At 54.0% G+C, this 13,021-nt stretch carries 16 protein-coding genes; 15 read left to right on the top strand and 1 reads right to left on the bottom strand.

Annotated elements, in window-relative coordinates:
- Nucleotides 1–92: 92 nt before the first annotated feature.
- The 12 genes from ABD960_RS10750 (at nt 93) to ABD960_RS10695 (ending at nt 10,794) form a co-directional block, all read left to right on the top strand.
- On the top strand, nt 93–749 hold the full coding sequence (locus ABD960_RS10750; protein WP_345331154.1) for a hydrolase: 657 nt from the start codon (nt 93–95) through the stop codon (nt 747–749).
- A gap of 77 nt (nt 750–826) precedes the next feature.
- Nucleotides 827–1,195 (top strand): nuclear transport factor 2 family protein, encoded by a 369-nt coding sequence (locus tag ABD960_RS10745; protein ID WP_345331153.1) that lies wholly within the window; start codon nt 827–829, stop codon nt 1,193–1,195.
- A gap of 44 nt (nt 1,196–1,239) precedes the next feature.
- A complete protein-coding gene (locus ABD960_RS10740) occupies nt 1,240–1,638 on the top strand; it encodes a nuclear transport factor 2 family protein (protein ID WP_345331152.1) in 399 nt (132 codons plus the stop codon).
- Nucleotides 1,628–1,963: a phenolic acid decarboxylase gene (locus ABD960_RS10735; protein WP_345331151.1), complete on the top strand. Its 336-nt coding sequence runs from the start codon at nt 1,628–1,630 to the stop codon at nt 1,961–1,963. Before ABD960_RS10740 ends, ABD960_RS10735 begins: the two co-directional genes overlap by 11 nt.
- 79 nt (nt 1,964–2,042) lie before the next feature.
- Nucleotides 2,043–3,068: an LLM class flavin-dependent oxidoreductase gene (locus tag ABD960_RS10730; RefSeq protein WP_345331150.1), complete on the top strand. Its 1,026-nt coding sequence runs from the start codon at nt 2,043–2,045 to the stop codon at nt 3,066–3,068.
- 35 nt (nt 3,069–3,103) lie between these two features.
- Nucleotides 3,104–3,994: a pirin family protein gene (locus ABD960_RS10725; RefSeq protein ID WP_345331149.1), complete on the top strand. Its 891-nt coding sequence runs from the start codon at nt 3,104–3,106 to the stop codon at nt 3,992–3,994.
- Nucleotides 3,995–4,408: 414 nt separating this feature from the next.
- A complete protein-coding gene (locus tag ABD960_RS10720; RefSeq protein ID WP_345331148.1) occupies nt 4,409–5,098 on the top strand; it encodes an isochorismatase family protein in 690 nt (229 codons plus the stop codon).
- Nucleotides 5,099–5,150: 52 nt separating this feature from the next.
- Entirely contained in the window at nt 5,151–6,929 is a 1,779-nt protein-coding gene (locus tag ABD960_RS10715) for an amidohydrolase (RefSeq protein ID WP_345331147.1), read from the top strand.
- Nucleotides 6,930–6,954: 25 nt separating this feature from the next.
- Nucleotides 6,955–8,328 carry an alginate export family protein gene (locus tag ABD960_RS10710; protein WP_345331146.1) on the top strand — a complete coding sequence of 458 codons (1,374 nt, stop codon included), beginning with the start codon at nt 6,955–6,957 and terminating at the stop codon, nt 8,326–8,328.
- A 12-nt stretch (nt 8,329–8,340) separates the two neighbouring features.
- Complete coding sequence (locus tag ABD960_RS10705) at nt 8,341–9,072, top strand: M17 family peptidase N-terminal domain-containing protein (RefSeq protein ID WP_345331145.1); 732 nt, start codon at nt 8,341–8,343, stop codon at nt 9,070–9,072.
- 27 nt (nt 9,073–9,099) lie between these two features.
- On the top strand, nt 9,100–9,732 hold the full coding sequence (locus ABD960_RS10700) for a hydrolase (protein WP_345331144.1): 633 nt from the start codon (nt 9,100–9,102) through the stop codon (nt 9,730–9,732).
- A 93-nt stretch (nt 9,733–9,825) separates the two neighbouring features.
- Nucleotides 9,826–10,794, top strand: coding sequence for a helix-turn-helix domain-containing protein (locus tag ABD960_RS10695; RefSeq protein ID WP_345331143.1), 969 nt, complete (start codon nt 9,826–9,828; stop codon nt 10,792–10,794).
- 91 nt (nt 10,795–10,885) lie between these two features.
- Here the strand turns inward: ABD960_RS10695 and ABD960_RS10690 are convergent, their stop codons facing one another.
- Nucleotides 10,886–11,860, bottom strand: coding sequence for an alpha/beta fold hydrolase (locus ABD960_RS10690; protein ID WP_345331142.1), 975 nt, complete (start codon nt 11,858–11,860; stop codon nt 10,886–10,888).
- Between the two features lie 94 nt (nt 11,861–11,954).
- Here ABD960_RS10690 and ABD960_RS10685 point away from each other — a divergent pair, with 94 nt between their 5' ends.
- Genes ABD960_RS10685 through ABD960_RS10675 form a run of 3 tightly spaced genes read left to right on the top strand, consistent with a single transcriptional unit; the run spans nt 11,955 to nt 12,813 of the window.
- The gene (locus ABD960_RS10685; RefSeq protein ID WP_345331141.1) at nt 11,955–12,230 is read left to right on the top strand and encodes a LysR family transcriptional regulator; all 276 of its coding nucleotides are present in this window, start codon (nt 11,955–11,957) and stop codon (nt 12,228–12,230) included.
- Nucleotides 12,231–12,253: 23 nt separating this feature from the next.
- Nucleotides 12,254–12,457 (top strand): LysR substrate-binding domain-containing protein, encoded by a 204-nt coding sequence (locus ABD960_RS10680; RefSeq protein WP_345331140.1) that lies wholly within the window; start codon nt 12,254–12,256, stop codon nt 12,455–12,457.
- Between the two features lie 56 nt (nt 12,458–12,513).
- A complete protein-coding gene (locus ABD960_RS10675) occupies nt 12,514–12,813 on the top strand; it encodes a LysR substrate-binding domain-containing protein (protein ID WP_345331139.1) in 300 nt (99 codons plus the stop codon).
- The last annotated feature ends 208 nt before the right edge of the window (nt 12,814–13,021 follow it).

Here is a 13,021-nt window from a genome sequence, read left to right as displayed (position 1 = left end):
TGATCTGCCTGCCTGTCATTAAAGGACGGTAAGCGGGTCATTGCAGCACAGGAGAAAATTTATTTATCTATAAACCATACAACTATCAGACCATGTCAAACAACCAAAAAAAAGGCCTTGACGCCTTGTTACGCCCGGAAGACAGTATCCTTGTACTGATCGATCACCAGCCTTTTCAATTCACCAACCTGAACAGCCACGACCCGGCCGTCATCATCAACAATGTGACGGGCCTTTCCAAAGCGGCTAAGGTATTCAAAGTCCCAACCATCCTTACAACCGTAATCGAAGAACGCGGCGGCCTGATCATCAAGCAGCTGCAGGAACTCTTCCCGGACCAGAAGCCGATCAACCGCACCTTCATCAATACTTGGCAAGATCCCGCCGTTACCGATATCGTTGCTGCAAGCGGCCGTAAGCAGCTGATCATTGCAGGCTTATGGACGGAAGTATGCGTGGCGATGCCGGCGATCCAGGCGGTCGCAGAAGGCTATGATGTTTTCGTTGTTACGGACGCTTGCGGGGCAGTATCCAAGGAAGCCCATGATATGGCGGTGCGCCGCATGGTGCAACACGGTATCACGCCGATCAACTGGCTGGCCGTCGCTTCTGAATGGCAGCGTGACTGGGCACGGACAGAGACTGCAGGTCAGCTGGCCAGTGTACTGTTCGAGAACGGCGGTGCCAGCGGCGTAGCCTTAGCGTGGGAACTGCAGTTACTGGCCACACCGGTACCAGCTGAGAAGTAGTCGAATCGCAGGCGGCATCCCGGCCCGGCCGGGATGCCGCCTGCTGCTGAATGATCAACCTTTAATATTCAAAGACCATGAATAATGAACTATCCCGGATCATGGAGAACAACCTTGACCGGGTCTGGAACGAACGCGACCCGGCCGCCAGGCGGAAGGCCATCGAAGAATTATATACGGAGTCGGCCACTTTGAACCACGTGGAAGACCAGGTGACGGGCATCGACGCGATCGATCAAAGCGTTTCCGCTACACAAAAGGTGCTGCCCGCGAATTTCATATTCACCAAACTGGGTCCGGTCATCATCAATAACGGGATCGGCCGGCTTGTCTGGGGTGCGGGCCCTTCCGGTCAGTCGCCTGTCGCCACGGGAATGGATATCGTGCAGTTCCGGGAAGGCAGGATCGGCGCACTTTACGTGTTCCTGGACACAGGACCGAAGTGACCAGCCTTTGAAAAACCAATTACAACATTCATCAAACCATCATCATGACAAACAAAGAGATCGTGGTCCGGGCAATGAAGGAATTCTTCACCGAGCGTGACCACAGCGCCATAGAACGATACTGGCAGGAGAATTACATCCAGCATAACCCCTTGATGGCGAACGGGCATCAGGGATTGCGGGACCTTCTTGAACACATCGAGCCGGGTTTCCGTTGGGAACCGGGCATTTTCGTAGAGTCTAACGACCTCGTTCTCGCGCACAGCCAGGTACAAGGCTGGGGACCTTCGCCGCTTATCGTGGTCGACATCTTCAGGCTGGAGAACGGCAGGATCGCCGAACACTGGGACGTTGTCCAGTCCGAGGTGCATTCCAGCAAAACGGTGAGCGGCAATCCCATGACCTCATTCAGTTATGTAATACCTGCTGCACATGAAGCATGAACTGACCGGTAAACTGTTCCTGGCCGACCTCGGCGCGTTCAGGTCCGAGCTATATTTCGAGACCGATGAAACATTGGTATTCAAGATCATCGAAGGCGGCGGTCCGGGTGAACCGGGACATACCGAAAAAGTGAAGATCACGGTCGCCGAGGTGCGTCCGCAGGTCTTCATGGTCGCGTGGAAAGAAGCGACCGGTGCAACGGTGACACATATCGAAGATCATGAGAACGGGATACTTTACAGCAATGCGACCCTGCCTGACGGAAGCTTTTATCCGATGAAAGGAACGATCAGTCCGTTGGTCAGGTCTTCCGCGGCATCCTGAGTGATAACGATTAACAAAATTAAATAACATCAATTGTCCTGCAGGAAGAGCCGCAGCGACAGCTATAAAGAACAATCATATGGAAATAGGCATCGATAGCTTTGCATCGGCCATGTACGGAAGCAACGAGCTGAACAGTGTTGATGCCATGGCGCAGCTGCTGGACAGGATCGTGGCCGCCGACCAGGCGGGTCTTGATATCTTCGGCATCGGCGAACATCACAAAAAGGAATACCTGGACTCCGTGCCGTCGGTCATTCTGGCGGCTGCGGCAGCACGTACGAGCAGGATCAGGCTGACGAGCGCCGTGACCGTGCTCAGCACGTCAGACCCGGTGCGCGTCTTCCAGAGCTTCGCTACGCTGGATATCATTTCGAAGGGGCGGGCGGAGATCGTCGTCGGCCGGGGCAGCGCCGTCGAAGCTTATCCTTTATTCGGCTACGACCTGAACAGCTACGACGCATTATTCAAGGAAAAGTTGAAACTCCTGCTCCAGATCCGCGATGAAGAGTTCGTGACCTGGAAAGGGACCTTCCGCCCCGAAATGAAGGATCAGCCGGTCTACCCGCGGCCGGTCCAGGAAAAGCTGCCCGTCTGGGTCGGCGTCGGCGGAACACCCCAGTCATTCGTCCGTGCCGGAATGCTGGGTCTGCCCTTAATGGTCGCCGTGATCGGCGGCGAGACCGAGCGGTTCCGCCCGCTGATCGATCTCTACCGGAAGTCCGGTGCTGAGGCCGGCTTTAGCCCGGACCAGCTTAAAATAGGCCTGCACTCGCCGGGCTATGTCGGCGAGGACGACCGGTCTGCGATCGGGGAATATTACCCGGGATATGCAGAGACCTGGACCAAGGCCGGACGCGAGCGCGGGTGGCCGCCGGTTACCAGAAGCCAGTTCGACAGCCAGGTTGGTCCCAAAGGGGTGCTCATCGTCGGCGGCCCGGATACGGTAGCCGAAAAGCTGCTGAGGCACAGCGAGGCGCTGGGCGGCATAGACCGGTTCACCTTCCAGATGGACATTGCGGGCCTGAGCCATGAGCAGTTACTAAGCTCGATCGAGTTGATCGGCACGAAAGTGATACCGAAAGTCAGGAACGCCAGCCGGTGAACGGCCATTTAACCAATTATCATCAAACAAAGACCATGAAAAAGAAAAGCAGTTTCTCCACAAAAGGTCAAAGGGCCGATATCGGCGACATGGAGATCTACCGAATTCTGGCCAACAGGTATGCAGATGCGGTCGGACCATTCGTGTTTCTCGATCACATCGTTCCGAAGATCCAGACCGGTATCCAGCAAAAAGGGACCGGCGCGCATCCGCACAGGGGAATCGCGACGCTAAGCTATATCCTCCAGGGTGAAGACGAGCATTTTGACAGTGCCGGGAATTATGCCAAGGTACATTCCGGCGGCGTACAATGGATGAATGCCGGCAATGGCATCGTCCATGACGAAACGCTTAATTACGATTCACAGGGCGACTCCAAACTGATCCATGCCTTCCAGTTCTGGATCAACCTGCCACCGGATGTCAAAGCCGGCAATCCTGCTTATATGGCCATTGAAGGCCGTGATGTTCCGTTCAAACTGCTGCCCGACGGAAAAGGATGGATCAAAGTGATCGCCGGCAGCTTTGAAAAGCTGAAATCGGTGATCCCTGATTATTCCGTACAGTTCCTTTACCATGTCCGCCTGGAGCCCGGGGCGCGGTTCTCCCTGGAGATCGCCGATAAGCTGGAAACAGCTGTTTACCTGCCAACGCTGCCCGGCTTGATCAACGATGAGCGTTTCGCCGCAGGCGAGTTCATCGAATACGACAGGAATGCGGGGATACTGGAAATGGTGAATGAGGAGGCGCAGGCCTGCGATTACCTGGTATTCGGCGGCGAAACTTATGCCGAACCCATAGTCGCCGAAGGGCCTTTTGTCATGAATTCCGAACTGGAGATCGCCGATGCTTACCGGGACTTTTACAACGGCGATTACGGCAAGATACATTACGACGAACAAAGATCGGCGGCCGGTAAGGTCTGAATTGCCCTGCCTGAACAGAAACAGATCACATCTAAAATCGAAGAACAATGGACACAACACAAAAATTCAATGTCGGAGACAGGGTTACCGCGACCGAAGGGCCTATGAAGAACGTTTACGGGACCGTGGTCCTTTTCGACAGATCGCAGAACCGGTACCTGGTCAGGTACGGAGAGAAGCAACAGCTGTACTTTCAGGAGGATCAGCTCAGGATCTGGGACAACCAGGTCTGATCCCTATGGGCGATCGCTCCATAAATCGTTCAGCCCGGCGATTTCTTGAAGTAGTTAAATGGACAGCAGTTTTAGGATCGCCAATTTTGTGTCAGTTGCGGCGTTGACCGGGAGACATAAGGAATGGAGCGGGCGGTTATGGTCGGTGCGGTTAGCATCTTCAACTTTAAAACATACTGCTATGAAAAAAAACATCCTCTCTCTCCTGATGGCCTGCTGTACCATTGCGGCGACGGCCCAGAAACCAAGTCCCGAACTGCTTGATCCGAACAACCACACGCTGGTGATGATCGACCATGAAGGGCAGATGGCATTTGCGACCAAAAACATCACCGCCGACGAATTACGGAACAACGTGGCTATTGTGGCCGGCGCATCCAGAATATTCAAGGTACCTACGGTGATCACGACCGTTGCGGAAAGATCTTTTGCCGGACCGGTCTTCCCCGAGATCAAAGGGTTCTACCCGCAGGAGAGCTCGGGTTACATCGACCGGACGACCATGAACACCTGGGAGGACATGAACGCACACAAAGCGATCACCGGAAAGAATAAAAAGAAGATCGTTTTCTCCGGCCTCTGGACGAGCGTATGCATCGTAGGACCGGTCTTATCCGCGATCAGCGAAGATTACGAGGTCTACGTGCTGACCGACGCCTGCGGAGACGTGACGCGGGAGGCTCATGACCAGGCCGTAACGCGTATGGTGCAGGCCGGTGCACGGCCGATGACCGCTATCCAGTATCTGCTGGAGCTGCAGCGCGACTGGTCGCGGAAAGCGACCTACGGACCGGTCAACGACCTCGTTAAACGTTACGGCGGTGCATACGGCCTCGGCCTCCTGTATGCGCACGACATGCTCAAGCACTGAATCTATCTAGCTCCGTCAGGTCAAAGACCTGCCTCCCTTATTTCTATCACCTATGAAAAAACACACGCTGCAATGGTGCTTTTTGCTGTTGCTGACCGCGGCCGCAGCCTACGGTCAGAAAGCGGATATCATCATCACGAATGGCAGGATATCCACGCTGGATGACCGGAATACGGAAGTTCAGGCGGTGGCCATCGCCGGTAACAGGATCGTTCTGACCGGCAGCAATGCGCAGGTCCTCAAACGTGGGTCCCCGAAGACCAGGCTGATCGACGCTGCAGGCCGGCGGGTCATCCCCGGTCTGTTCGATAGCCATACGCATTTTATCAGGGGCGGACGATTTTACAATACCGAACTGCGCTGGGACGGCGTGACCACGCTGAAGCGCGCACTGCAAATGCTGAAAGATCAGTCCGCCAGAACGCCGAAAGGCCAATGGGTCAGGGTGGTCGGCGGCTGGAACGAATATCAGTTCGCGGAAAAAAGGCTGCCGACACCAGAAGAGATCAACGAGGCCACCGGTGATGTACCGGCTTTCATCCTGTATCTGTACGGGAAAGCCTGGCTGAACAAGGCCGGCTTAAAAGCGCTGAACATCACTGGCGACACCCCGAACCCTACTGACGGCCTGATCGAGCGGGACAGCAATGGAGACCCTACCGGTTACCTGGTCGCAGAACCCAATGCTTTTGTCCTGTACTCAACCCTGGCCAAACTGCCGGAACTGAGCCGGGCGGAGCAGCTTAATTCGACGCTTCAGTTTATGACGGAACTGAACCGGCTCGGCGTCACGGCGCTGATGGATGCGGGCGGCGGCTTTCAGAACTTTCCGGACGATTACCGTATTACCGACGAGCTGAATAAACAAGGAAAGATAACGCTCAGACTGTCATATTTCCTGTTCGCGCAGAAAAAAGGAACCGAACTTCAGGACTATTCTAAATGGACCGGTATGGTCACGATCGACGAGCACAGCAATCGGAGCGGCGGCGATCCGGTCGGCTACCGCGTCGAAGGCGGCGGCGAGAACCTGGTATCCGACGCAGCGGATTTTGAGAATTTCCTGTTCAAGCGTCCGGAGCTCCCGGCCACGATGGAAAAAAACCTGAAAGAGGTCGTGTCGCTGCTGGTGTGCAAACGCTGGCCTTTCCGGATCCATGCCACTTACAACGAAAGCATCACCCGCTTTTTGAACGTGATCGAGCAGGTGGAAAGGGAAACACCGCTCGTCGGCCTGCCCTGGTTCTTCGATCATGCCGAAACGGTCTCTGACGAAAATCTGGACCGGATCAAAGCGCTGGGCGGCGGTATCGCCGTGCAGCACCGCCTGGCCTACCAGGGTGAGGTCTTCATCCGGCGTTACGGGAGATCCGCCGCGCAGGCCGCGCCGCCGGTCAGGAAAATGCTGCAGCGCGGGATCCGGGTAGGTCTCGGCACGGATGCCACACGTGTTGCCAGCTATAATCCCTGGGTCGCCTTATACTGGCTGACCACAGGTAAGACCGTCGGCGGAACACAGGTAATGGCGCGTGAAAATACGCTTGAACGGACGGTGGCACTGAAACTGCTTACCTCGGGCGGTTATGACCTGATCGGTGAGAAACAGAAAGGAAAGATTTTAAAAGACAATTATGCCGACCTGGTGATACTGGAACAGGATTATTTCAAGGTGCCGGAAGAAGACATTAGGCGGATCACTTCTGCATTGACCATAGTTGACGGAAAGATCGTTTATGGCGCCGATAGCTACCGGGAATTCGCGCCCGTCGCTTTGCCGGTCATGCCAGAATGGTCGCCCGTGAAATTCTACGGCGGCTACCAGAAAAATTAATTACGGAAGAGCGGACGACCAGCCAATGAGAAGAGAGATGCAAATGATCGTTTGCCTGCTGCTGACAGCGAAAAGTGTCAGTGCACAGTCTTTCAAGCTGATGCGTTTCGATGAGAATTACCTGCACCTGAAAGACTCGGCCAGGACTGCATATTCTTCGTTCAAATACCTGCCCTTGTCCCGCAGCGGGTCCGGGTATCCGTATCTGTCTTCCGGCGGGGAGATCAGGGCAGAATATGACTATGTCCGGAACGAGGACTGGGGAGAGAACGGCCAAGGTACCGACCCTTACTTCACAGCGCGTTTCAACGTCCACGCTGATCTTCAGGTGAATGAACGTCTGAGGATGTTCGCGCAGCTGCGCAGCGCCCAGGAAGACGGACGCAACAACGGCCCCAGACCGATCGATGAGGACCGGCTCAATATACAGAACCTGTTCCTTGAGCTGGCGCCATTCCGGACCGGAAAGAACTTGATCAGGCTGCGCCTGGGAAGACAGGAGGTCGATTACGGAAGCGGCCGCCTGATCTCCGTTCAGGAAGGACCGAATGCGCGGCTGTACTTCGATGGCGCCAAGATCATGTATACCGCCGCAGGCTTTACATTCGACGCTTTCGCCCTTGCGGCCGCCCGAGTAAACCCAGGCATATTCGATAATGTCACGTCAAAAAAACCGGGGCTCTGGGGAGGCTACGGTACGCTCGACATGTCGCAGGCAGGCAACCTTGACCTCTATTACATCGGCTTCCGGCAGGAAGAACTGCGGTATGAGGAAGGCACTGGCAACGAGCTGCGGCACACCTACGGTCTCCGCTACTGGCGCAAAGGCCAGGGATTCAATTATAACCTCGAAGCGGCATGGCAATCGGGAAGATTCGGTAACAGAAATATCCGGGCGTGGACGGGCTCCGTCGATATCGCCTATCAGTTCGCCGGGATCGGTGGCCGCCCCCTTGCAGGGCTGCGTCATGACTATATCTCGGGGGATGGGTCGCCGGACGACGGCAAATTGCAGACCTTCAACCCGATCTATCCGCGGGCAGGTTATTTCGGTTTCAATCCCCAGCTGGGGCCGGTAAACCTGATCGATTTCCATCCGTACTTTACCTGGAATGCGTACAGCAGGCTGCTGCTGACGCTGGACATGGTCTTTAACTGGCGATACTCGCTGAACGACGGCGTTTACCGGCCTAATGGCAGGTTCAGCACAGGTTCCCGAGGCTCGGATAGGCGCTACATCGGAACGGTCCTGCTGGCTGGGGCTGAATGGCAGATCAGCAGGTACCTTGCTTTCAACTCCGGGGTACAATACTTCAAGACCGGTGCCTTCATCAATGATATCATCGCCGATCACAGGGACGGCTTTTTTATGAGTTATCAGGTACAATTCAAATTTTAAGGGAATAACGCTATGGAAAACAAGAACAAACATTCACTGCAGATCGGCCGAAGCCTGATGGCACTGGCACTGATCTTCCGGACCCTGACCGGTATGGCACAGCAAACGGCCACGGCCGTAGGGACGTCCATGACCTGGGGAACGGTCGATGGCATCAGGTTCACAGGTCTGGTTCAGGGGCCTTCATCCACGACAGCCGACCTTCAAGTCGCCTGCGTATTCGAGTACACCGAGGGTGATATCTACACCGCTCCGCCAGCCTTACCGGCCTCTTTGAATGGCCTGGTGCATCTGGACGAGGCGTTGAAAGGCCAGCTGACGGAGATCAGGAAGACAGGGAGGTTTGACGGACGTTACCTGACCACCTTTTACCTCGATCTGCCGCCGGGAACCATCGCTGGAAAAAAGCTGCTGCTGATCGGCCTGGGTGACCGCGCCAGGTTCGATGAAGCGATCATGACCGGCGTCGGCCGGGTGGCAGCCCGTGAAGCGCTGAAATTAGGCGTCAGGAATTTTGCGCTGGCCACCGACATCAAGGACGCCGGCATCAGCTCGAAGACCGCCCTGGTCCAGACCAATGTCGCGAAAGGAATCGTTGCGGAATACCGCTCACAATCTTCTTTAAGATCCCGCGGCCTGACTAAGTTTCAGCCACTTTCGGAGGTATTCCTGCTCGCCGGGCCGGCTTTCTTCATCGACGCGGGCAGCGGCATAACCGCCGCGATCGCGGAACTTACCCAATAATTTATTAACCATTTAAATATACATACCATGAGCAGCATCACACCTATCCGTGATCCGAAGAACGATCACCTGATCACACCTGAAAATTCAGCCCTTATCCTGATCGATTACCAGCCGCTTCAGGTCAATTCCGTTCGGTCGATGGACCATGAAGAACTGGTCAAGAACATTGTCATTGTAACCAAACTGGCAAAGGGATTCAACGTACCAATCATCCTGACCACGGTCAACGTGCAAAGCGGTATCAACAAACCGACCATCAAACATCTGAAAGAGGTACTGCCCGACGTGCAGGAGATTGATCGCACGACGGTCAATTCCTGGGAAGACAAAGAATTCCAGGACGCCGTAAAGGCGCTCAACAGAAAAAAACTGGTGATCTGCGCGCTGTGGACCGAGGTCTGCCTGAGTTTTCCGGCGCTCGACCTGCTGAAAGAAGGATACGAGATCTACACGATCGTCGATGCCGTCGGCGGTACCTCCCGGATCGCCCACGAGGTGGCCCTGCGCCGGATGGAACAGGCCGGCGTACAATTGTCTTCGGTGACCCAGTACGGCTGTGAACTGCAGCGCGACTGGAACCGGCTGGAGACCAAACAACTGTTCTTCGACAACCTGATGGAGAACGGCTCCTTTTTCGTGGAAACACTCCGCTGGTGATCCCAGCCGGAAAAGCAACAGACCGGGTCTGAAGACCCGGCCTGTTATTGATATATACGTCTGAAACGGCGAAAAAATGATATGAGGTCTTAAATGAATATAATCAGCACTATCCTGGATAAGCACCGGCTGCTATCCTTACCCGAACCGCTGCATCCTTTGGTCAGTGTGGTCCGGGTAGCGGATGTTCGTGCGGCAGACGATCCGATCTGGGAACGATTTTCGCTGAATTTTTACTGCATCGCACTGAAAAGGAATTTAAAAAGTAAAATGCAGTATGGCGGGCAGGCATACGACCACGATCGTGGTGTACTGACCTTTATCGCCCCCAAGCAGATCCTTTCCTTCGACGGACCGCTGGTCTATGAAAGCGGCGAGGACGCCGGGTACGCACTGTTCTTTCACCAGGATTTTCTGTATGGCTTCCCGCTCGCTTCCAGGATCAAGAATTTCGGTTTCTTTTCTTACGTTGCCAGTGAAGCACTCCACCTTTCCGAAAAGGAAGAGCATTGTATCACCGGGATCCTGCTGAATATCGAAGAGGAATACCGGGAGCTCGATGAACACTCGCAGGAGGTGATCATCGCGCAGATAGAACTGCTGCTGACTTACAGCAACCGATTCTATGAACGGCAGTTTGCCACGCGCAAGACCGTCAACCATGCTGCGATCATCAAGCTGGATCAGATCATGGATGGGTATTATGAGAAAAAACTGGCTTTGAGGTCCGGTATCCCGACCGTCGAGTATATAGCGGCCTGTCTTCATCTTTCGCCGCATTACTTCAGCGATCTGCTTCGGTCGATCACCGGCGAGGGCGCGCAGTATCATATCCAGGAAAAGCTGGTCGACAGGGCGAAAGAATATCTATCGGTCACTGATCTGACCGTCTCGGAGATCGCATACCAGCTGGGATTTAAGCATCCGCAATCGCTTAACAAGTTATTCAGGCGAAAGACCGGAAGCTCACCGCTGGAATTCCGAAGGGCCTTAAGTGTGCAACACCGAAGGCCCGGCAGCGTCCCGGACAGTCAGGGAACGGAGACCCGTCCCGCGGGCTGATTCCGCTCGGGCAGGTGCCGGGCAAACGCCCGTTTTAATGAAAACATGCCGGCCCGGGTGAAGATCGCAGACCGGCAGACCCGGGCGCGCATTACTCAGGCAGTGTCGCCATGAACGCAATGATCTCTGTACCGATCTCCTCTGCATGGGTTTCCAGTGCAAAGTGGCCGGTGTCATAAAATTTTAGTTTGGCGGCAGGCAGGTCTTTTAAGTACGCTTTCGCACCGGCGGGCAGAAAATAAGGGTCGCGGTTACCCCAGACCAGGAGCGTTTTCGGCTGGTATTTTTTAAAGTATTCATGGAACCTGGGGTACAATGCCACATTGGTCCGGTAATCCCTGACCAGGTCAAGCTGTATGTCGATATTACCGGGCCTGTCCAGCAGGCGCTGATCAAGCATATACGTCTCCGGAGCGATGAGGGACGCATCGGCTACGCCTTCATGGTATTGGAACCGTGTGGCCTTCTCCGAAACGAAATCCCTGAGGGCGTCACGGTTCGCTTGTGAAGGATCTCTCCAGTATTTTTGGATCGGGTCCCATTCCTTGCTCAGCCCTTCCTCATAGGCGTTGCCGTTCTGTGAAATGATGCCGGTGATCTTTTCCGGGTTGCGCATGGCCAGGCGCAGGCCAACTGGCGAACCGTAATCGAAGATGTAGATCGCGAATCGCTTCAGGGCCAGCCGGTCAATAAACCCCTGCATCGTTTCAGCCAGGTTGTCGAAAGTGTAGGCGAAATCCCGATGTCCTGGGGCATCCGAATTGCCGAAACCGGGCAGATCCGGTGCGATCACATGATAGTTGTCTTTGAGCTGCGGTATCAGATTCCTGAACATATGCGACGAGGTTGGATAACCATGCAGCAAGAGGATTGCAGGCGCGGAAGGATTCCCGGCTTCCCGGTAGAAGATATTGAGGTTGTTCACACGGACAGTGCGGTAATGAATTGATGTAGTTCCCATATGATGATCTTTAATTATGTTTCCTTTTCGCTGTGCCGCTGATGTCACTGCCAGCGAGATGATGAGCGATGAACAGATGATGAGGCGTTGGGCTATTTTGTGCATTTTGTCATTATTTTATATCAAAGTTAAATTTGATATTTGATTATTAAAAACGATTAATTATGATAATATAAATCACTTTTAATGATTTTAAAATATGGATACGAATGATGTGAAGATATTTGAATCGGTTGCCGAGCATCAAAGTTTCACCAAAGCGGCGAAGTCCATGTTCACTGTGCAATCGAACGTAACGGCGAGGATCAAAAGCCTGGAAGAGGAATTCGGGGCAGAATTGTTCGACAGGGATTCCCGCAGGATCGGACTCACGCCGTCCGGCGAGATTCTGATGCGCTACTGCAAGCAGATAGGGCAGCTGCTGGACGAGGCAAAAAGCAGCATAAAAAACAGGGAATTGTTGCCGGGACGTTGAGGATCGGGTGCATATAGACTACCATGGCCCTCAAAGCCCCCGAAATACTCAGGCAATTCGAGGAAAAGTTCCCTGCCGTTGAACTTGAGTTCAGGTCGGCCATGAGAAACAGACTAATCGACGAGGTGCTGAATTACGAACTCGACGCGGCGTTCGTTTCCGCGCCGGTCAGTGTGAAGGGCCTGCAACAGCTCCCGGTCATGGAGGAGCGGCTGGATATATATTAAGCGCAGCCCAAGGTCCTGAACTCAGGGACCTGCTGATCAATCAGCCGGTCAGGATCGTGGTATTCGCAGAGGGCTGCATTTTCAGGGAACGGCTGGAAACCTGGCTAAGCTCACAGGGTGTCGTTCAATATAAAAGCACGATACTGAACTCGATCGAAGGAATCATCAACTTCGTTGAAGCCGGTATCGGCATCAGCATTCTCCCCGAAGGGATCATTACGCAATATTATCCCGGACGGCAAATTAGAATGCAGCCGCTGAATAAACAGCTGGGCACCATGAATACGGTACTGATCCACCGGTCGGAAGGCACACCGTCAAGCGCGTTACGGGCATTTCTGGACACATATCGATAAGGATCCCGGCAAAAGCCCGGACGGTGAAAGATGATCTTAATTACCTGATATCGCTTATTAAGGGGCGGTCAGGTTCCTCATTGTCTACAAGAGCAGTTCATATTTGAAAAAAATCATGGCCAGTTTCATTTTTTACCATATGGTAAACAGTTTATCTTAATAGTTTATAATGTTTGTAACATCATAATCCGATCTCTGGACAATGGGC

The organism is Mucilaginibacter defluvii, assembly GCF_039543225.1.
In the GTDB taxonomy this organism is placed as follows: Bacteria; Bacteroidota; Bacteroidia; order Sphingobacteriales; family Sphingobacteriaceae; genus Mucilaginibacter; species Mucilaginibacter defluvii.
Note: the sequence above shows the minus strand (reverse complement) of the source record. Positions and strands in the feature narration are given on the sequence as shown.